Here is an 18,636-nt window from a genome sequence, read left to right as displayed (position 1 = left end):
CCTTCCCGGACGAGGAGTCCGGATCCGACCGGCATGAACCGCGGGGCAGGGGGCAGGTGGCCGTGCAGGGTGGTGGCGACGGTGCCGCAGTGGCCCGCAAGGGAAACTGTCCATCTGCAGGACGGCCCAGGGACGACAGGGAGAAGCCGCGCAATGGCAGAAGAACGGCTGCGTCTGACGCCCCACTTCGCGGCCGTCGGTGTCCTGGCCATCGAGGCGGAGGGCGTCATCGACGCGGCCACCGCGCCCCTGGTGTGCGAGCCGCTCCTCAGCCTGTCGAACACCGGTCTGCGGCACTTCGTGATCGACCTGCGCAAGGTGCGGGAGATCGACGGTCCGGGCCTGCGGCAGCTGACCGAGGCACGCTCCCGCATCCGGGCGCGCGGCGGCTCCCTCGCCCTGACGGGCGGAGCCATGGTTCCGGGTGCCCTCGCGGCCCAGGGGATCAGCCGCAAGGGATTCGTCTACGCCACGGTCGCCGAGGCCGCTGAGGCGGTCGCGCCGGTCGCGCCTTCCTGAGGCCGGGGGCCGTCGTGACGCGGGGAGGCTGTCGTGGCCGCGGCGTGGCCGCAGGGAGGCCGTCGTCGAGGGTCAGGCGTCCGTGAGTCCCAGGACCCGGCGGATGGTGCGCGGCACCCCCGACTCGCTGTTGGCCGGAGCGAGCAGGCGGGCGCGGGCGATGACCTCCGGGTGGGCGTTGGCCATCGCGAAGGACCACTCGGCTTCGTCGAGCATTTCGAGGTCGTTGAGGTAGTCGCCGAAGACCATGGTCTGCGCGGGCGTGATACGGAGCTCCCGCTGCAGCCGTCGTACGGCCGCGCCTTTGTTGGCGGTGCTGTTCATGAGATCCACCCAGTGCTTCCCGGAGACGACCACCTGGTGGGTGGCGTCGAACGGCTGCAGCGCCGGGGCGGTGGACTGCTCGGCCGGGCCGAAGTCGAAGGCGGCCACCTTGATGAACGTGTCGTCCACGTCCGTCAGATCGGCCACGGGTGTCAGCAGCGTGTAGTACTTGGCCGCCTCGGCCAGAAACGCGGGATCGGTGCGTTCGACGTACGCGGACTTCTTCCCGCAAAGGACGGCGCCTACGTCGACGCCGCTCGCGGCCAACTCCCTTGTGGCAGCGACGACTTCACGTACGAAGGAGTCCGTCAGCGGGTCGGAGCTGACTTCCCGGCCGTCGCGCACGACGTAGCTGCCGTTCTCCGCGATGAAGACCATCCCGTCGCCGGCGTCCGCGAACTGTGCGGCCAGGGTGGCGTACTGGCGTCCGCTGGCCGGGCAGAAGAGCACCCCGTCGCGACGCAGCTCGGCCAGGAGCGGCCACAGATCTCCGGGGATCTCGCCGTGCTCGTCGAGGAGGGTGCCGTCCATGTCGGTGACGATGAGCCGGATGTCGGGCGGTGCGTCCGGATGGCCGGCGGTGTGCGGCCGGGCGGGTGCTGCGTGCGGGTCGGTGGGTGACGGCATTCGGTGGTCCAGGACGGGTGCGGGGGTGGGGATCTTCCCGGAGTGAGGCAGGCCCGTATCGTACGCGACCGCAAAGAAGAGGAAAGAAGAGGGGGGTCTCAGGTGCTGCGAGTGAGGGTGAGCAGGTCGCGGGCCGGGCCCGTGGGGCGGTGGCCCGTCGGCCAGACGGCGCGCAGGGGGCGGGAGAGGTCCGTGTCCCGCACGGGTACGGCGACCAGGCGCCGGGCGGTGAGGTCGTCGCGTACGGCCAGCGCACTCAGCACGGCCGGACCCGCGCCCGAGAGAGCGGCCGCCCTGACGGCGGTCGTGGAGGAGAGTTCGAGCAGCGGTTCGCCGAGGCCGCCCGCCGGGGCCAGGGCGCGGTGGAGCACCTCACGGGTGCCCGAGCCCTCTTCCCGCAGGATCAGCGCGGCCTGCGCGAGCTCGGCCGCGGTGATGCCCGAGCGCCGCCTGGCCCAGGGGTGACCCTCGGCCACGACGACGAGGAGCCGGTCATCGGCGACCTTCACCCGGTCCAGGCCCGCCGGGATGCGGATACCTTCCACGAAGCCCAACTCCGTGTCCCCGGCGAGAACTTGGGTCGCTACGGTCGCGGAGTTCCCCGCGGTCAGGGAGACCGTGGTGTCGGGGCGCCGCACGCGCAGCGCGACCAGCCAGGCGGGCATGAGGTACTCGGCGACGGTCAGGCTGGCCGCCACCCGAAGCCTGCTGTCGCGTCGGGTACGCAAGGCCTCGACCCCCGCTTCGAGGGTCTCCGCCGCACCCACGACCTGCCCCGCCCAGTCCGCGACCAGAGCCCCGGCCTCCGTCAGCCGTGACCCCCGCGGCGACCGCTCGACCAGGGCGAAGCCGACCTGCGTCTCCATCGCACGTAGCCGCGCACTGGCGGCGGGCTGGCTGACACCGAGCTCGCGCGCCGCCCGCCCGAGACTCCCGTGCCGGGCCACGGCGAGCAGCAGCTCCAGCGAGACGAGGTCGGGCACACGGTGCGAGAGCGGCATGGGCAAAGAGTAATCAATCGCCATAAGGAGGGCGCTTCGGTGGACGGGGACAGGCGGGGCGCCGGGCCCATCGCCGAAGCGGCCGATCCCCACCTCGGCCAGGGTTCTCGTGCGCTGCGTCGCGGTGGCGGGGGACGATGGGGGCGGCGGCCGGTCACCCCCTTCCAGGAGTACGTGGCATGACGACGGTGAGAGATATCGATGCCCGCGGTGCGCAGCACTGCGAGACAACGGCTCTGGGCGTGCTGCTGCGGCACCAGGGGCTCGATCTGTCCGAGCCCATGCTCTTCGGCCTCGGCTCCGGTCTGTCCTTCATCTACTGGGACAGCAAGGCCATGGGCTTCCCCTTCCTCGGGGGGCGGGTGAAGCCGTTCGAGCTCACCGGCAATCTCGCCGCCACGCTCGGCCTTGAGCTGGAAGTCCGGGAGACCACCTCACCTCGGAAGGCCTGGGGGAACGTGACGGCGCCCATCGACGCGGGCCACCCCGTCGGACTGCAGCTCGACAGCTACCACCTGGACTACTTCGGGGCGAAGGTGCACTTCGCCGGCCATGTCGTCGCCATGTACGGCTACGACGACCACGAAGCCCACCTCGTGGACACCGAGCAGCAGGGCGGAGCGGTGGTCACCAGCTTGACCGGTCTCGCCAAGGCCCGGGCCGCACGCGGCCCGATGGCCGCCAGGCACCGGTCGTTCACGCTCACCGTTCCGGGCGACGCGCCCTCCCCGGCGGACCGGATCATCCCCGCCGTCACCGCCTGCGCCGAAGCCTTCCTCCATCCGCCCATCGCCAACCTGGGGCACCGTGGCATCGAGAAGGCGGGCAAGCGGGTCCGCACCTGGCTCCAGCGGACCGACCACCCACAGCGGGACCTGCCGCAGGCCGCACTCCTGATGGAGAAGGCCGGCACCGGCGGCGCCCTGTTCCGCAACCTCTACCGCGACTTCCTCGGCGAGTGCACCCGGCTGATCGACAGCAGCCATCTGCGCACCGGCCACGGCCTGTACACCGAGGCGGCCGCCCTCTGGACGGAAGCCGCGGCACTGATCGCGAAGGCCGGTGAGTCGGTCGATGCCCGCTACCTCGATCAGGCGGGCACCCTCCTCGGCGATCTCTCCCGCATCGAACGCGAGGCCATGGAGGCGCTGAGCCGCCTCAGTTCTCAGGGCCCCGCGATGCGGTAGCCCACCCCGGGTGTCGTGGTGGTCACCGGTGGGTCGCCGAGCTTGCGGCGCAGGCGCCTCACGGTCACGGCGACCGTGTTGGTGAACGGGTCGGCATGCTCGTCCCAGACCTGTTCGAGGAGCTCCTCCGCGCTGAGGAAGGCGGGGCAGGACCGCAGCAGCGCTTCGAGCAGCGCGAACTCCTTGACGGACAGGTCGAGTTGACGGCCGTCCCGGGTGGCGGTGTGCCGCAGCGGATCGAGTTCCACTCCGGCCGCACGCAGCGTACGGGGGCGGGCCGAGGGCCGTCGGCGGGCCAGCGCGCGGATCCGGAGGACCAGTTCGGGGAAGTGGAACGGCTTGGCCAGATAGCCGTCGGCACCCAGGGTCAGACCGGCGACCCGGTCACCGGGGGAGCCGGCCGCGGTCAGCATCAGGACCATGGGCCGGTACTCGCGCTCGGTGATCATCTGGCAGAGGGTGTCGCCGTGCAGCCCCGCCAGATCGCGGTCGAGGAGCACCACGTCGTACGAGGTGTGCTGGAGCTTGGCGGCGGCGTCGAGGCCGTCGTACGACCGGTCGACGGCCATGCCCTGGTCGCGCAGCCCCTCGGCGACGACGGCGGCCAGGGGGCGCGCGTCCGCGACGACCAGGACCCTCACTCGACAGCCCCCTGGGAGGCCGCGTCCTGGGAAGCCACGTCCTGGAGAGCGGCGGCCGGGGTCGCGGGCGGGGGTGCGGCGGTGGGGAGCGAGACGACGGCGCGCGGATGATCTCGATGACCGGCATCATCACCTACCCGCCGCCCGACCACGACGAGATCGTCCCCGGTCTCGTGCCGTGGGCGAAGGCCGGACTCGTCATCAAGGACGGCCTGCGGCAGGGCTCGGCCTACGCGGCGCTGACCATGACGGGCGGCCACGGCGTACGCATGCAGCACAACTACACCCATGACAAGGCCGGCAGGCCGGGCCGGGTCTCGGCGGCGAACCCGCGGTGGCTGCGCCTGGTCCGCTCCGGGGAGATGGTCACGGGCTACGAGTCGGCCGACGGCAAGCGGTGGGTGAAGGTGGCGACGGTGCGCCTGGCCGGACTGTCAGGCACCGCCCAGGAGGGGCTTTTCGCCTCGTCCCCGGGGGACTTGACGCTACGGCGCGTCGGGCTCGGGGCGGGCATCGGTGAGGTGCGGTTCACGCAGACCACCGCCGTTTTCGACCACGTCACGGTGGCGGGGGCACGCCCCGGCGCATGGCGCGGTGACGCCGTCGGCGCGATGGGGGAGACGGACTGGGAGGAGAAGCACCGGGCCCCCGGTCTGGTCGAGGCGGGGGACCGGCTCACCGTCACCGGGTCGGGCGACATCGGACCGGTCGCCTCCGAGGGCGGTGCCCGCACTGTGGAGAACACCCTGATCGGGCTTGTGCCGGCGCTGCTGGTGCTGATGGTGGTGGCGATCCGCTTCGCCACCGCGGACACCCGCGGCGCCCGTGTGCTGGTATCGAAGGCCCTGGTGACGGGGACCGTCGCCGTCCTCGTCGGGCTGGTGGGCACGGGCACGGTGCTCGTCGCGGGGACCGCGATCCTGCGCGCCAACGGCACCGGAGTCGCTCCGGTGGCAGTCCTCACCGAAGTGCGGGTGGTCGTCGGCGCCGCGGCCGTGCTGGGGGCGGGGACGGTTCTCGCCCTCGCGCTCGGCGTCCTGCTGCGGCGGGTGTGGCAGGCGGTCCTCATCGCCGTACTGGTGCTGCCCCTGCCCTATGTGCTCGCGGTGTCGCCGCTGCTGCCGGAGGGTGCCGCGCAGTGGCTGCTCAGAGTCACACCGGCCGCGGGCTTCGCGGTCACGCAGAGCCTGCGTGAGTACCCGCAGGTGCTCGCTCACTACGTGCCGTCCGAGGGCTATTTCCCGCTGGCGCCCCCGGCCGGGTTCGCGGTGCTCTGCGGGTACGCGGCGGTCGTGTCGGGCGCCGCGCTGTACCGGCTGCGACGGCAGTCCGCTGCTGTGCCGGAGCGCACCGACGTACCGCCGCCGCGGTTCGACGCGGAGCCGATGCAAGGCGACGCCGAGGCGATGCAAGTCGACGGAGAACCGGCGCAGTCGGATGGACCACCGAAGCGCTCCGACTGGCGTTGACCGTGGAGCGCGCACGGTCCGAAGCATGCAGGTCGCACGGTTGAAGCATGCAAGATGCATGCCCCAACTAGCCGCGGGAGCGGGCCTGTTGGAGGCACTCGTATACCCAGGATGAGCGGAACTGAACCTTCCGCTCGGATGAACCGGCGGTGATTGGCCGAATCCGGTGCGTGGCACAAAAAAATTTCGGAGGTCTGGACCATGACCGTCTTTCAGGGCGTTGCGCAACCGCTTGCTGGCCCGGTGACGCGTCGTGGCCAGGGCGGAAAGGTTCCGCGGGGCACGGGAAGAAAGGGTCCTGACGGCTTCTGTGGGCGGTTCTGAGGTAGTTGAAGCGGAACCGTTTCGCGCCAGCTTTCACGGCGCCCTCACTTTTTTCCTCGCCGAGCCTTCACGATATGACCCGACAGAGTGGGACACCGGGCGGCCTGTCGCCGCCCGGCCGACCCACTGGGGGGACAGGGGCATGCCGGCGCACCTCCGGCATGCCCCTTCCGTGGAGGGACCACCAAGGCATGAACCGCACGTTCCGCAGGGCCGCGCTCACCACGGCCTCTGCAGCACTGACGCTTTCGCTCACCGCACCGGGACAGGCGGCGGCCGCGGCGCCCGCACCGCGTATCGACCTCAAGGTCCTGGTGATCACCGACGGGGGCCCGGCCACCGCCGCCATCGCCGCCGAACTCGACGTCGCAGGCACGCCGTTCACCACCGTGGACCTCAACAGCAGCGGACGCCCGACCATCAACGCGGCGTTCCTCGCCGACACCGTCGACGGCCGGCCGCGCGCCAAGTACCAGGCCGTGGTGCTCCCCAACGACAACCCGTTCGGCGCCGGTTCGGCCGAGATGGCGGCCCTCGCCGCGTACGAGAAGAACTTCGCCGTCCCGCAGGTGGACGCCTACACCTACGCCCGCCCCGAAGTAGGCCTGGACTACCCGGTCAACGGCGGCTACAGCGGTTCCCTCGACGGGGCGCGGGCCGAAGTCACCGCCGCAGGCAAGGCCGGGCCCTTCGGGTATCTCGACGGGGCGGTGCCCTTCGAGGACAACTCGCCGTCGGTGGGCGAGAGTTACGGCTTCGTGGCCAAGCCCCTGGCGGGCGCCGACTTCACCAGCTACGTCGAGGCGCCCGTTCCCGGCGGCCAGGACCGGGGCAGCATCGTCGGCGAGTACCGGCACGACGGGCGCCGTGAACTCGTGGTGAGCTTCGTCTACAACCAGTACCAGCAGCAGTACCGGCTGCTCGCGCGCGGCATCGTGAACTGGATGACCCAGGGCGTCCACCTGGGCGCGGGGCGCAACTACTTCGCCGTACACGTCGACGATGTCTTCGGCGCCGACGACCGCTGGGACACCGAACTCAACTGCACCCCCGGCGACGTGGACTGCCGGCCCGGACAGGGCGAACCCGACCCGATCCGGATGACGGCGGCGGACGCCCAGTACGCGGCAATGTGGTCGGGCGCGAAGAACTTCACGCTCGACATGGTCTACAACGGTGGCGGCAGCGAGCTGTTCAAGGAGGAGAACGGCGGCACCGACGCGCTCGGGCAGCAGCTCATCGCCGACCGCGGCCGCTACCGCTGGGTCAACCACACGTACAACCACCCGTTCCTCGGCTGCGAACAGAATGTCTCCGTCGTGCCGTGGGTCTGCGCCAAGAACACCGACGGCAGCATCAAGTACGTCTCACGGGCCACCATCAACGCCCAGATCCGCGACAACCGTGCCTGGGGGCAGCGCGCCGGACTCCCGCTGCAGAACGACGAGCTGGTCACCGGTGAGCACTCGGGTCTGAAGGTGCTGCCGCAGCAGCCCGACGACAACCCCAACCTCGGCCCGGCCCTGAACGACAACGGTGTGCGCTGGCTCGGCTCCGACAACTCCCGCGACCGCGACCAGCGCAAGGTCGGCCCCTCGCTGACCGTGCCGCGCTTCCCGATGAACGTCTTCTACAACGCGGGCCGCACCGTCGAGCAGATCGACGAGTACAACTGGATGTACACCAGGAAGGCCGACGGCGGCAGCGGCATCTGCGAGACCGCTGCCAACTCCACCTGCCTGGAAGAGCCGTTGGACACGGTCACCGGCTACCGGGACTACATCGTGCCCCTGGAGACCCGTGTCGCCATGAGCCATGTGCTCGCCAACGACCCGCGCCCGCACTTCATCCACCAGTCCAACCTCGCCGAGGACCGGATCGCCTACCCGGTGCTCGACGGCATCCTCACGGCGTACCGCGACCTGTACGCGGACAACGCGCCCGTGGTGAATCTGCGCCAGCGCGACATCGGCGCCGAACTGCGCGACCGCGAGGCCTGGAACGCCGCCCTCGACGCCGGCAAGGTCACCGCGTACCGCATCGGCGACACCGTCACCGTGCAGGCCCCGAGCGGCGTGAAGGCCACCGCCACCATGCCGGCAGGCACCCGGCAGACCACCCTCCTCGGGACCTCGCCGTTCGGCACCCCCTACGCCGGTTCCGTCTCCGGCTGGGCCGCACCGGGTCTGCTGCAGAACCAGATCAGCCTGAAGCTGCCCACCGCCGCGACCGCGGCCGCCGGTACCACCGGCGCGGCGGCACCGGTCGCCGCACCCGCACGCGAACTGCCGACGCCCAAGGGAGTGCGCGAGCACGTCCCGTACGGCGTCACACGCTGACACCACGCACAGCAACCACTGACACCACGCACAGCAACTACCGAGCGCCGTAAGGCACTTCCGGGCGCGGCGCGCCGACCCGCCGCGCCCGGGGCGCGATCCCCGCACCGGGCAGCGCCCGGGGCGCGATCCCCGCACCGGGCAGCGCGCGGGATGACACCGGCCGTGAACGGGCCGCCGCCGGACTTCTTGTGACAGACCCTCGGGGGAGCACCTCTGCATGCGATCTCTTCATCCGCCGCGCTCCGGCACGGCCCTGGTCACCCTGCTGACCGAAGGCACCTATCCGCACAGCCACGGGGGTGTGAGTGTGTGGTGCGACCAGCTCGTGCGCGGCATGCCCGACATGGACTTCCGGGTCATCGCCGTCACCGGCACCGGACGCGAAAGCCTCGCCTGGGACCTGCCGGACCATGTGTCCGAGCCCGTCACCCTGCCCATGTGGGGGCCCGCACCGACCGGTGCGCCGCCGCGCGGACGCCGTATGCGGCAGCTCATGGCCACCTATGAACGCTTCCTCACCGCCCTCGTGGATCCCGCAGCCGAGGTGCACTTCGGGCCCGCGCTCCACGAACTGGCCGCCGCCGCCCGCGACGGGAAGCTCGGCCCCGCCCTGCGCACCGACCGGGCGCTGCGCACCCTCGTCGGGGTCTGGAACCGCGAGGGCCTGGCCGTGGCCGCCGCCCGCCCCACCGTGCACGACGCGCTCACCGCCACCGACTTGCTGGAACACGCCCTGCGCCCACTGGCCGCCACACCGCCGAACCAAGGCGTCGCCCACGCCGTCAGCGGCGGCATAGCCGCGCTGCCCGGACTCGTCGGGCACAAGGAGCACGGCGTACCGCTGCTCCTGACCGAACACGGCGTCTATCTGCGCGAGCGCTACCTGGGCTATCGCACCGGTCCCTACCGCTGGCCGGTCAAGGCCCTGCTGCTCGGCTTCTTCCGGCTCCTCGCCGAGGAGACCTACCGCGTCGCCGCCCTGATCACCCCGGGCAACCGCTACAACCGCCTGTGGGAGGAGCGTGGCGGCGCCGCCCCGCACCTGATCCGCACGGTCTACAACGGCGTGGACCCCGCGGCCTTCCCGCCCGCCGGGCCCGAACCCCAGGCGCCGACGCTCAGTTGGGCAGGCCGCGTCGACCCGATCAAGGACCTGGAGACCCTGATCAGGGCCTTCGCCCTCGTACGCGAAGAGATCCCCGAAGCACGGCTGCGGCTCTTCGGCGGCACACCCCGCGGCGGTGAGGCCTACCGTGAACGCTGCGAGAAGCTCGCCGCCGAACTCGGCCACGGCGGTGCCGTCACCTTCGAGGGACGCGTCGACGACATCAAGGACGCCTACGCGGCGGGCAACATCGTGATGCTCTCCAGCATCAGCGAAGGCTTCCCCTTCACCTTGATCGAAGCCATGTCCTGCGGCCGCGCCACCGTCTCCACCGACGTCGGCGGCGTACGCGAGGCCGTCGGCGACAGCGGCCTCGTCGTACCGCCGCGTGAACCGGAGGCCATGGCCCGCGCGGCCCTGGAACTGCTGCGCGCACCCGGACGGCGGGCCGCGATGGGCGAGAGCGCCCGGCTGCGCGTGATCGAGCAGTTCACCCTGCGCCAGACCATCGACACCTTCCGCTCCATCTACCTCGAACTCGCCGACACCGGAAGCGAATCGGCCGCCACGGGACGCGAACCGGCCGCCGCCGAACGCGAATCGGCCGCCGCCGGAGCCTCGGGTGCCGAGTCCTGTGAGCGCGGCGGGCGGCGGCAGACCAGCTGGGGTGCCGCGACCTCGGGCGGCGGGCGGCGGCAGACCAGCTGGGGTGCCGCGACCTCGGGCAGCGGGCGGCGGCAGACCAGCTGGGGTGCCGCGACCTCGGGCAGCGGGCGGCGGCAGACCAGCTGGGGTGCCGCGACCTCGGGCAGCGGGCAGCGGCAGACCAGCTGGGGTGCCCGGCGGGCCGAGGAGGGCCTCGCATGAGCGGACCCCTGCGCCTGCTGCCCGGTGAGGGCGGGGACCTGCCGGTCCTGCCCCGGCCGCGCAAGAACCGCGCCCGGCCCAGCTGGGCGGCCGACCCGACCGATGAACTCGCCGAGCGGCTCGTCGAGCAGATCTCCACCGCCGTCCACCCCTACGAGGTCGCGGCCCTCCTGGAGTCCGACGGCCTGACCGCCGAGCAGATCGAGCGGCGCTACGGCCGGCCCGATCTGTTCACCCTCGCCGAGGACCTCCACCACCGGGTCCCGCGCCACTACCCCGAACCGCCGCCCGCCCCCGACCCCTGGCGCCCCGACTCCCTGCGCTGCGCCCTGCGCGGACTGGTCTTCGCCCTGCCCGGCCTCGCCTATGTGCTCGGCGCCGGACTGTGGCAGGGCGCCGCCGACCTGACCGGACTCGTCGCCGCCGCACTCCTCGCCTGGGCCTTCAACCAGGGGCTCAGCCACCGCGCCTATCTGCGCCTGGCCGCGGAGGGGCCCGCGGGCGCGGCCCGTGCGCTGCGTCTCGGCGCACCGGCCGGAGCGCTCGCCGCGGCCGGAGCCGGGCTGCTCCTCTCGGGGTTCAGCACCGCCGGTGCCTTCGCCGTGAGCCAGTCCCTGTACCTGGGCGCGGCGAGCGTCCTGCTCGTCCTGGGCCGTGAACGCGCCCTGCTGCTCACCCTGTTGCCCGTCGCCGCGGGCGCGGGCGCCACGACGCTGTGGCAGCTGCCCACAGCCCTCGTCCTCACGCTGCTGCTCGGCACGGTGGTCCTCGCCGCCGGGGTGGCGGGCCACACCCTGCACACCGCCGCACGTGCCGGGGGCAGTGGGGGAGACGCCCCCGCCCAGGCCCTCCACCGGTCGCTGCCGTACGGGCTCTTCGGGCTCGCCGCCGCCGTCCTCGCCGCGCTCGCCGGTGCCGAGGACCCGCGCGCCGTCATCGTCCTGACGCTCAGCATGGGCTTCGCCGAATGGCTGCTCTACCGCTTCCGTTCCCTCGCCGTGGCCGCGCTGCGCGCCAGCACGACCCCGCGCGGCTTCGCCCTGCGCGCGGGCCGTGCCCTCGGCCTGTGTCTCGGCGCCTACCTGGCGCTGCTCGCGGCCGGTGCGGTCCTCGCACGCACCGCGCCCGTGCCGCTGCTCGCCCTGGGCGCCGTGTTCTGGACCGCGCTGCTGCTGCAGGCGTTCTCGGTGGCCTGGCCGTCCGCGGCCGTCACCCTCGCCGCCGCGGCCGCCGAATCGGGCGCACTCCTGGCCGAACTGCCGCCAGGGCCCGTCCAGTCGATCTGCCCCGCCCTCGCGGCGGCCGCCCTCACGGCCGGAGCCTGCCGGCTACTCGGGCGCCCCGCCGCACACCGCTGAACCAGCAACCAGCACCTGCACCTGCACCGAACCAGCTCGGCCGCCGAACCAGCACCTGCACCTGCACCTGCACCTGCACCGAACCAGCTCGCCCGCCGAACCAGCACCTGCACCTGCACCGAACCAGCTCGGCCGCCGAACCAGCACCTCCACCGAACCAGCACCTCCGCCGAGCCGGCAACGCCGCCGGACCGGCGCCCCGTTCCACCGACCCGCGCACCACCCGACTCACCACAGGAGCAACGTCCGTGTCCTCACCCGCACTTGTCGCCGTCACCGGAGCCGAGGGCTTCATCGGCTCCCACCTCACCGAGGCACTCGTCGCCTCGGGACACCGGGTCCGCGCCATGGCCCAGTACAACTCCTTCTCCTCCTACGGCTGGCTGGAGACCCTCGCGGCCGACGTCCTCGACCACGTCGAGATCGTGCTCGGCGACGTCCGCGACCCCGGCTCCGTGCACCGGCTCACCGAGGGCGCCGAGGCCGTCTACCACCTGGCCGCCCTGATCGCGATCCCGTACTCGTACCAGGCGCCGCACAGCTACGTGGACACCAACGTCACCGGCACCCTCAACGTCCTGGAGGCGGTACGCCGCCAGGAGATCCCGCGCCTCGTGCACACCTCGACCAGCGAGACGTACGGCACCGCGCAGACCGTGCCGATCACCGAGGACCACCCCATCAACACCCAGTCCCCGTACGCCGCTTCGAAGGCCGGCGGCGACCGGCTCGCCGACAGCTACCACGCCAGCTTCGGCACCCAGGTCGTCACGCTGCGGCCCTTCAACACCTTCGGCCCGCGCCAGTCGATGCGCGCCGTCATCCCCACCGTCATCGGCCAGGTGGCGGCGGGGGAGCGCACCATCACCCTCGGCGACCTGCGGCCCACCCGCGACTTCCTGTACGTCAAGGACACCGCCCGTGCCTTCCTCGCCGTGGGCACCGCGCCCGCCGACGCCGTGGTGGGCCGCACCTTCAACGCCGGTACCGGCGGGGAGATCTCGGTGGGCGACCTCACCCGGCTCATCGGCAAGCTGATGGACACCGACCTCGATGTGCGCGAGGACGCCCAGCGCATCCGGCCCGCGCCCTCCGAGGTCATGCGGCTCGTTGCCGACGCCACCCGCCTTCGCGCCGCGACCGGCTGGGCGCCGCAGGACGACCTGGAGACCGGACTCGCCCACACCATCGACTTCTTCCGCGACCCGGCCAACCTGGCCCGCTATAAGACCGGCATCTACAACATCTGACCGCGGCCGCACCGCACCACCCGCACGACTTGCACCACCCGCACCACTTGCACCACCACGAACCGCACCCGCGGACCACATCGCGGCTGCACGACCCAAGGGGGGGTCTTCATGCACGCAGTAATCCTTGCCGGGGGCAAGGGCGTCCGCCTGCGCCCGTACACCACCGCTCTGCCCAAGCCGCTGGTGCCCATCGGCGACCAGCACGCGATCCTGGAGATCGTGCTGCGCCAGCTCGCCGCGGCCGGCTTCACCAGCTGCACGATCGCCATCGGCCACCTCGGCCACATCATCCGCGCCTACGTCGGCGACGGCTCCCAATGGGGCCTGCGCATCGACTACTCCACCGAGGACAGCCCGCTCGGCACCATGGGGCCGCTGCTGACGATGATGGACCGGCTGCCCGAGCACTTCCTGGTCATGAACGGCGACATCCTCACCGACCTGGACTACGGCGACGTCATCAAGCGGCACATCGACTCCGGCGCCCCGCTCACCGTGGCCACCTACGCCCGCAAGGTCTCCATCGACTTCGGCGTACTGACCACCGACTCCGGCAGAGTCGTCGGCTTCGCCGAGAAGCCGAGCATGGACTACCGCGTATCGATGGGGGTCTACGGACTCTCCCGCGACACCCTCGCCGCTTACACCCCCGGCCTGCCCCTCGGCTTCGACGAGGTGATGCTCGACCTGCTCAAGGCCCGGACACCGCCGCACGCCTACGACTTCGACGGCTACTGGCTCGACATCGGCCGGCCCGACGACTACGACCGGGCCAACGCCGAGTTCAGCACCCGCCGCGGCGTGCTCCTCAAGGGAGCGTGAGCCGAGCCATGCGCATTCTCGTCCTGGGCTCCACCGGATTCCTGGGCGGGCACACCGCCGAGCAGCTGCGTGCCCTTCCCGGCGTGCGGCTGCTCGTCGGCGGCCGTTCCCCGGACGCCTCCGTACCACTCGATCTGACCGGCACGCCACAGCGGATCGCGGACGCCCTGCACGCGGCCGCGCCCGACGCCGTCGTCAACTGCGCCGGCGCCGTCGCGGGCAGCCCCGTCCACCTCACCGACGTCAACGCCCGCGGCCCGGCCGCCCTGTGCGAGGCGCTGCGCGAGGCGGCGCCCACCGCCCGTCTCGTCCACCTCGGCTCCGCCGCCGAGTACGGGCCCACCACGCCCCGCACCCCCGTACGGGAGGACGCCGCGACCCGCCCCCAAGGCCCGTACGGGGCCACCAAACTCGCCGGCACCACGGCCGTCACCAGCTCCGGCCTCGACGCGGTGGTCCTGCGTGTCTTCAACCCGGTCGGCCCGGGGGCGCCCGCGGCCGGACTGCCGGGCCGCCTCGCCGCCGAACTCCTGCGGGCCGGGCCGACCGGCACCGTACGTGTCGGTGACCTCTCCGCGTACCGCGACTTCGTCGACGCGCGCGACGTCGCCGCCGCGGCCGTACTCGCCGCGACGGCCCACAAACCCCTGCCGCCCGTGCTCAACATCGGCAGCGGCCGGGCCACCGCTGTCCGTGACCTGGCGGCACAACTGGCGGAGGTGGCAGGCCACTTCGGGCCACTGGGCGAGACCGGAGCAGGTTCGGCCCGTTCAGGAGCCGTCTCCTGGAGCTACGCGGACAACAGCGCCGCACGTTCGGCCCTCGGCTGGGAACCGCGCCGGTCCCTGCCCGACTCCCTCGCGGATCTCTGGGACTCGCTGTCCGGTGCCGCGGTCCCGGCGGCCCGTTGAACACCGCACCGCATCCGCAGCTCCTGGTGCCCATGTACATCCACCCGGGCGCCGACCCCGGCCCCTGGGAGCGCCTTGGGCAGTGCGCCGACCTGCTGTACGGCGTGATCCTCAATGTCGCCGACGGCCCCGGCGCCGCCGTGGAGCCGTCGTTCGCCGCCGCCGCCCGCTCTCTGCGGGCGGCGGGGGTGCGGCTGCTCGGTTACGTCGACACCGACTACGGCCGCAGGCCCCGCCGGCACATCACCGCGGACCTCGACCGCTACCGCGACTGGTACGCCACCGACGGCTGCTTCCTCGACCAGGCCGCCGCCGGGACCTCCGCGCTCCGGCACTACCGGCGCATCGTCCGCACCGCCCGCACGCGCGGCGCGGACACCGTCGTCCTCAACCCCGGGGTCCACCCGGCCCCCGGATACGCCGCGTTCGCCGATCTCCTCGTGACCTTCGAGGGCGACTGGCGCACCTACCTCGCGGCCCCGGCCGCGCCCCGCTGGACCGCCGACCATCCGCCCGAGCGCTTCTGCCACCTCATCCACGGGGTGCCGGCCGGCCTGTGCGGACTGGCCGCCCGCACGGCGGAACTGCGCGGCGCCGCGGTGTCCTGCGCCGTCCCAGGCCACGGCCCCAACCCGTGGTGCCTGCTGCCACCGGCCCTCGACCGCCGGGCACCCCGAGAGCCGTAGCACCGGACCCCGAAAGTCGTAGCACCGGACACCGAGAGCCGTAGCACCGGAAGGACCCTGATCCGCGTGATCCGCCCGCGCCCCGTGTTCGTCCTGCTCCTGCTCCTGCCGCTGCTCGTCCTGTTCACGGCCTGCTCGGCACCGGAGCCCGCGCCGGATGAGAGGCCCTCGCCCGCCGTCCGCTGGCGGCCCGCCCCGGGGACCGCCTGGCAGTGGCAGCTCGACGGCCGGGTGGACCCCGTCGTCGACGTGCCCGTCTACGACATCGACGGCTTCGAGAACGACGCCGCCGCGGTCCGCGGGCTGCACCGCCAGGGGCGCAAGGTCATCTGCTACATCAACGCCGGTGCCTGGGAGTCCTTCCGCCCCGACCAGAGGGACTTCCCCGCGTCCGTGCGCGGCCGCGAGAACGGCTGGGCGGGGGAGCGGTGGCTGGACATCCGGCAACTCGACATCCTGCGCCCGCTGATGGCCCGGCGCTTCGACATGTGCCGTGACCGGGGCTTCGACGCGGTCGAGCCCGATCTGATGGACGCCTACCTCAACGACACGGGCTTCCCGCTGACCGCGCGTCACCAGCTCGCGTACAACCGTATGCTCGCCGCTCTCGCGCACGCCCGCGGCATGTCGGTCGGCCTGAAGAACGACCTGCCCCAAGTGCCGCAGCTGGTCGACGACTTCGACTTCGCCGTGAACGAGGAGTGCGCACAGTACGGCGAGTGCGAGCGGCTCAAACCCTTCGTCGCGGCGGGCAAAGCCGTCCTGCACGTCGAGTACGCACTCGAGCCCAGCGTCTTCTGCGCCCGCACCGGGAGACTCGGCCTCAGCTCCATGCGCAAGCGCCTCGACCTGGGCGTGTGGCGACGGCCGTGCTGAGGCATCTGCGGAAAGACCTGCGACGATACGGACATGGAGCGAACATTCGAAGATCTGGTGGCGGAGGCCGAGGCGGCCCCGGTGGAAGGCTGGGACTTCTCCTGGCTCGACGGACGGGCCACCGAACGCCGGCCGTCATGGGGCTATCAGCGCCTGATGGGCGAGCGGATGGCCCGGGCATCGGCCGCCCTCGACATCCAGACCGGCGGCGGCGAGGTCCTCGCCGGAGTGCCGAAACTGCCGCCCCTGGCGGTGGCCACGGAGTCCTGGCCGCCGAACGTCGCCAAGGCCACCCGGCTGCTCCACCCGCTGGGCGCGGCGGTCGTCAAGGACGAGGACGAGCCGCCGCTGCCGTTCGCCGACGAGGCCTTCGACCTGGTGGTCAGCCGCCACCCCGTGACCGTGTGGTGGGAGGAGATCGCCCGCGTACTCATGCCCGGCGGTCACTACTTCTCCCAGCAGGTCGGCCCCGCCAGCGTCTTCGAAGTGGTCGAGTACTTCCTCGGCCCGCAGCCCGAGGAAGTACGCCGCGGGCGGCACCCCGACGACGCCCGCCGGGCGGCCGAGGCGGCAGGACTCGAGGTCGTCGACCTGCGTGCGGAATCCCTGCGCACCGAGTTCTTCGATGTCGGAGCGGTGATCTACTTCCTGCGGAAGGTGATCTGGATGGTGCCGGGGTTCACCGTCGAGCAGTACCGCGACCGGCTGCGGCAGCTGCACGACAAGATCCGCAGCGAGGGCCCGTTCGTCGCCCACACCACGCGCTTCCTCATCGAGGCCCGCAAGCCCGGGTGACGCTACGCATGGCGGCCCGGCGTGCCACCACAGCCGAAGACCCTAGTGCTCCTGGTGCGTGAACGACCGGCCGTGGAGCTCGCGGACCATGCGGAAGAACTCCGCCTCATTGCCGCGCAGACCGGCCGCGTCGAGGGCGGAGTCGGCCTCGGCCATCGGCACGGTCGGCAGCAGCGCACCCGGAGCCGGTGCCCCGGAGTCGGCGAGGGCGGCGCGCACACTCTGATTCAGGCGGATATAGGCCCGGACAGCGTCGAGTTGTCGGTCGGTCATCGGTCGGTCCCTCCGTCGGTGGCGGACCAATGAGTCTCTCGTGCGGCACTGACAATCCACGGTCCGTCACGCCGTGACCCGCGTCCGGCCACCCCAACGCACTCCTTCACGCCGCCGTACTTCACTCCCGCGCCCCCGCGACCGCTCCTATCCTGGGCCGTACGGACGCGACGACTCTGCGGCGGGAGGCGGCGGTGGGCGACGACCGGCAGTCGGGCGACGGTCAGGTCGGTGGACCCTTCTCCTCACCGGGTGACCCGGGCAACCCCATGCCCGAACCCGAGGAGACGGACCTGGACGACCTCGACGACGAGAACTGACCCGGGACGAGAACGGGGGACCGTCATGGCCACGCTGGCCGAGCGCGTCCGCAGACGCTGCGCCGAAGAGCTGTATCCGCAGCGCCGTGGCATGGCCGGATGCCGGTGGCTGTACGACGCCTTCCTGGCCACACCGCGCGAGCACTTCGTGCCCGACCGCGTGTGGTGGCCCGAGCGCGGCAAGAACGGCTACCGCCTCTACGACCGTGCCATGGAACCGCGCGCCTGGCTCTCCGCCGTCTACACCCCCGGGTACTCGCTGATCACCCAGATCGACGACGGCGCCGTCGCCCCGACAGGACCCGCCGAAGGGCGCTTCACGTCCAGCATCTCCGCTTCCTGCACGATCGTGGAACTGCTGCGCCACCTCGCCCCGGAGCCGGGCGAGCGCGTCCTGGAGATCGGCACCGGGACCGGCTACACCACCGCGCTGCTCACCCACAGGACCGGCCCCGGCACGGTCGTCAGCGTGGAGATCGACCCGCGCATCGCCGCTCACGCCTCGCGCCGCCTGGGTGAACTCGGCGTCGACGTCCGCCTCGTGACGGGCGACGGCGAGCACGGTCACGCCGGGAGCGCCCCGTACGACAGAGTCGTCTCCACCGCGTCGGTGCGCCGCATCCCCGAGGCCTGGGTGCGTCAACTACGCCCGGGAGGCGTGCTGTTGACGCCACTGGACAGTCCCTTCGGACACGATCTGCTGGTGCTGCTCGTCGCCGACGGCCGGGGCAACGCAGTGGGCCGGGCGGTCGCCGAGGTGGAGTTCATGCGTGTACGCGGCCAGCGCCTGCCGGTTCCGCACCGCGACCTGGGCTGGCCGGAGCCCGTCGAGCGCGGCCAGTGGCGGGAACTGGCCTTCTCCGCCGGCCGCCAGGGGCAGCACGTGGACCTCGGCACAACGGAAGGCGGCCGCCCCCGCACCCGACTGTGACGACC

The 18,636-nt window shown here is 72.2% G+C and carries 17 protein-coding genes and 1 pseudogene; 14 read left to right on the top strand and 4 right to left on the bottom strand.

What is annotated here, in order from left to right:
* Positions 1–153: 153 nt before the first annotated feature.
* Positions 154–519, top strand: a complete 366-nt coding sequence (locus tag ACFQVC_RS09110) for an STAS domain-containing protein (protein WP_381828726.1) — start codon at positions 154–156, stop codon at positions 517–519.
* Between the two features lie 72 nt (positions 520–591).
* On the opposite strand, the gene ACFQVC_RS09105 is transcribed toward ACFQVC_RS09110, so the two are convergent.
* Positions 592–1,470: a Cof-type HAD-IIB family hydrolase gene (locus tag ACFQVC_RS09105; RefSeq protein WP_381828723.1), complete on the bottom strand. Its 879-nt coding sequence runs from the start codon at positions 1,468–1,470 to the stop codon at positions 592–594.
* Between the two features lie 98 nt (positions 1,471–1,568).
* The gene (locus ACFQVC_RS09100) at positions 1,569–2,471 is read right to left on the bottom strand and encodes a LysR family transcriptional regulator (protein ID WP_381828720.1); all 903 of its coding nucleotides are present in this window, start codon (positions 2,469–2,471) and stop codon (positions 1,569–1,571) included.
* A 179-nt stretch (positions 2,472–2,650) separates the two neighbouring features.
* Here ACFQVC_RS09100 and ACFQVC_RS09095 point away from each other — a divergent pair, with 179 nt between their 5' ends.
* Entirely contained in the window at positions 2,651–3,658 is a 1,008-nt protein-coding gene (locus ACFQVC_RS09095; RefSeq protein ID WP_381828717.1) for a BtrH N-terminal domain-containing protein, read from the top strand.
* Here ACFQVC_RS09095 and ACFQVC_RS09090 read toward each other — a convergent pair.
* The gene (locus tag ACFQVC_RS09090; RefSeq protein WP_381828714.1) at positions 3,637–4,299 is read right to left on the bottom strand and encodes a response regulator transcription factor; all 663 of its coding nucleotides are present in this window, start codon (positions 4,297–4,299) and stop codon (positions 3,637–3,639) included. The genes ACFQVC_RS09095 and ACFQVC_RS09090 overlap by 22 nt on opposite strands.
* A 107-nt stretch (positions 4,300–4,406) precedes the next feature.
* Between ACFQVC_RS09090 and ACFQVC_RS09085 the strand changes: the two genes are divergently transcribed.
* The 10 genes and pseudogenes from ACFQVC_RS09085 (at position 4,407) to ACFQVC_RS09040 (ending at position 17,107) form a co-directional block, all read left to right on the top strand.
* Entirely contained in the window at positions 4,407–5,768 is a 1,362-nt protein-coding gene (locus ACFQVC_RS09085) for a DUF1349 domain-containing protein (protein ID WP_381828711.1), read from the top strand.
* 515 nt (positions 5,769–6,283) lie between these two features.
* Positions 6,284–8,431 (top strand): hypothetical protein, encoded by a 2,148-nt coding sequence (locus ACFQVC_RS09080; RefSeq protein WP_381828708.1) that lies wholly within the window; start codon positions 6,284–6,286, stop codon positions 8,429–8,431.
* 220 nt (positions 8,432–8,651) lie between these two features.
* Positions 8,652–10,133 (top strand): annotated as a pseudogene (pelF, locus tag ACFQVC_RS09075) (GT4 family glycosyltransferase PelF); the annotation flags it as partial.
* Positions 10,134–10,402: 269 nt separating this feature from the next.
* Complete coding sequence (locus ACFQVC_RS09070) at positions 10,403–11,764, top strand: hypothetical protein (RefSeq protein ID WP_381828705.1); 1,362 nt, start codon at positions 10,403–10,405, stop codon at positions 11,762–11,764.
* 248 nt (positions 11,765–12,012) lie between these two features.
* Positions 12,013–13,014 carry an SDR family NAD(P)-dependent oxidoreductase gene (locus ACFQVC_RS09065; protein WP_381828702.1) on the top strand — a complete coding sequence of 334 codons (1,002 nt, stop codon included), beginning with the start codon at positions 12,013–12,015 and terminating at the stop codon, positions 13,012–13,014.
* Positions 13,015–13,125: 111 nt separating this feature from the next.
* Positions 13,126–13,839, top strand: a complete 714-nt coding sequence (locus tag ACFQVC_RS09060; RefSeq protein WP_381828699.1) for a nucleotidyltransferase family protein — start codon at positions 13,126–13,128, stop codon at positions 13,837–13,839.
* An 8-nt stretch (positions 13,840–13,847) separates the two neighbouring features.
* Complete coding sequence (locus ACFQVC_RS09055; protein ID WP_381828696.1) at positions 13,848–14,750, top strand: NAD-dependent epimerase/dehydratase family protein; 903 nt, start codon at positions 13,848–13,850, stop codon at positions 14,748–14,750.
* Positions 14,751–14,782: 32 nt separating this feature from the next.
* The gene (locus ACFQVC_RS09050; protein WP_381829516.1) at positions 14,783–15,436 is read left to right on the top strand and encodes a spherulation-specific family 4 protein; all 654 of its coding nucleotides are present in this window, start codon (positions 14,783–14,785) and stop codon (positions 15,434–15,436) included.
* A 66-nt stretch (positions 15,437–15,502) separates the two neighbouring features.
* A complete protein-coding gene (locus tag ACFQVC_RS09045) occupies positions 15,503–16,312 on the top strand; it encodes an endo alpha-1,4 polygalactosaminidase (RefSeq protein ID WP_381828693.1) in 810 nt (269 codons plus the stop codon).
* 33 nt (positions 16,313–16,345) lie between these two features.
* Positions 16,346–17,107 (top strand): class I SAM-dependent methyltransferase, encoded by a 762-nt coding sequence (locus tag ACFQVC_RS09040; RefSeq protein WP_381828690.1) that lies wholly within the window; start codon positions 16,346–16,348, stop codon positions 17,105–17,107.
* A gap of 42 nt (positions 17,108–17,149) precedes the next feature.
* On the opposite strand, the gene ACFQVC_RS09035 is transcribed toward ACFQVC_RS09040, so the two are convergent.
* Entirely contained in the window at positions 17,150–17,380 is a 231-nt protein-coding gene (locus tag ACFQVC_RS09035; RefSeq protein ID WP_381828687.1) for a hypothetical protein, read from the bottom strand.
* 194 nt (positions 17,381–17,574) lie between these two features.
* Here ACFQVC_RS09035 and ACFQVC_RS09030 point away from each other — a divergent pair, with 194 nt between their 5' ends.
* Together ACFQVC_RS09030 and ACFQVC_RS09025 are read left to right on the top strand one after the other, a co-directional pair.
* A complete protein-coding gene (locus tag ACFQVC_RS09030; protein ID WP_381828684.1) occupies positions 17,575–17,700 on the top strand; it encodes a hypothetical protein in 126 nt (41 codons plus the stop codon).
* A gap of 25 nt (positions 17,701–17,725) precedes the next feature.
* A complete protein-coding gene (locus tag ACFQVC_RS09025; RefSeq protein ID WP_381828681.1) occupies positions 17,726–18,631 on the top strand; it encodes a methyltransferase domain-containing protein in 906 nt (301 codons plus the stop codon).
* The last annotated feature ends 5 nt before the right edge of the window (positions 18,632–18,636 follow it).

It is taken from the genome of Streptomyces monticola (assembly GCF_042665355.1).
Lineage (GTDB): Bacteria > Actinomycetota > Actinomycetes > Streptomycetales > Streptomycetaceae > Streptomyces > Streptomyces monticola.
The sequence above is the reverse complement of the archived record's forward strand: the minus strand, read 5'-3'. Positions and strand labels throughout refer to the sequence as shown.

Coding starts and splice junctions, on each gene's coding strand:
- ACFQVC_RS09085 (WP_381828711.1), top strand. CDS start 4,407: ATGATCTCGATGACCGGCATCATCACCTACCCGCCGCCCGACCACGAC.
- ACFQVC_RS09055 (WP_381828696.1), top strand. CDS start 13,848: ATGCGCATTCTCGTCCTGGGCTCCACCGGATTCCTGGGCGGGCACACC.
- ACFQVC_RS09040 (WP_381828690.1), top strand. CDS start 16,346: ATGGAGCGAACATTCGAAGATCTGGTGGCGGAGGCCGAGGCGGCCCCG.
- ACFQVC_RS09035 (WP_381828687.1), bottom strand. CDS start 17,380: ATGACCGACCGACAACTCGACGCTGTCCGGGCCTATATCCGCCTGAAT.
- ACFQVC_RS09080 (WP_381828708.1), top strand. CDS start 6,284: ATGAACCGCACGTTCCGCAGGGCCGCGCTCACCACGGCCTCTGCAGCA.
- ACFQVC_RS09100 (WP_381828720.1), bottom strand. CDS start 2,471: ATGCCGCTCTCGCACCGTGTGCCCGACCTCGTCTCGCTGGAGCTGCTG.
- ACFQVC_RS09025 (WP_381828681.1), top strand. CDS start 17,726: ATGGCCACGCTGGCCGAGCGCGTCCGCAGACGCTGCGCCGAAGAGCTG.
- ACFQVC_RS09105 (WP_381828723.1), bottom strand. CDS start 1,470: ATGCCGTCACCCACCGACCCGCACGCAGCACCCGCCCGGCCGCACACC.
- ACFQVC_RS09110 (WP_381828726.1), top strand. CDS start 154: ATGGCAGAAGAACGGCTGCGTCTGACGCCCCACTTCGCGGCCGTCGGT.
- ACFQVC_RS09070 (WP_381828705.1), top strand. CDS start 10,403: ATGAGCGGACCCCTGCGCCTGCTGCCCGGTGAGGGCGGGGACCTGCCG.
- ACFQVC_RS09060 (WP_381828699.1), top strand. CDS start 13,126: ATGCACGCAGTAATCCTTGCCGGGGGCAAGGGCGTCCGCCTGCGCCCG.
- ACFQVC_RS09095 (WP_381828717.1), top strand. CDS start 2,651: ATGACGACGGTGAGAGATATCGATGCCCGCGGTGCGCAGCACTGCGAG.
- ACFQVC_RS09050 (WP_381829516.1), top strand. CDS start 14,783: ATGTACATCCACCCGGGCGCCGACCCCGGCCCCTGGGAGCGCCTTGGG.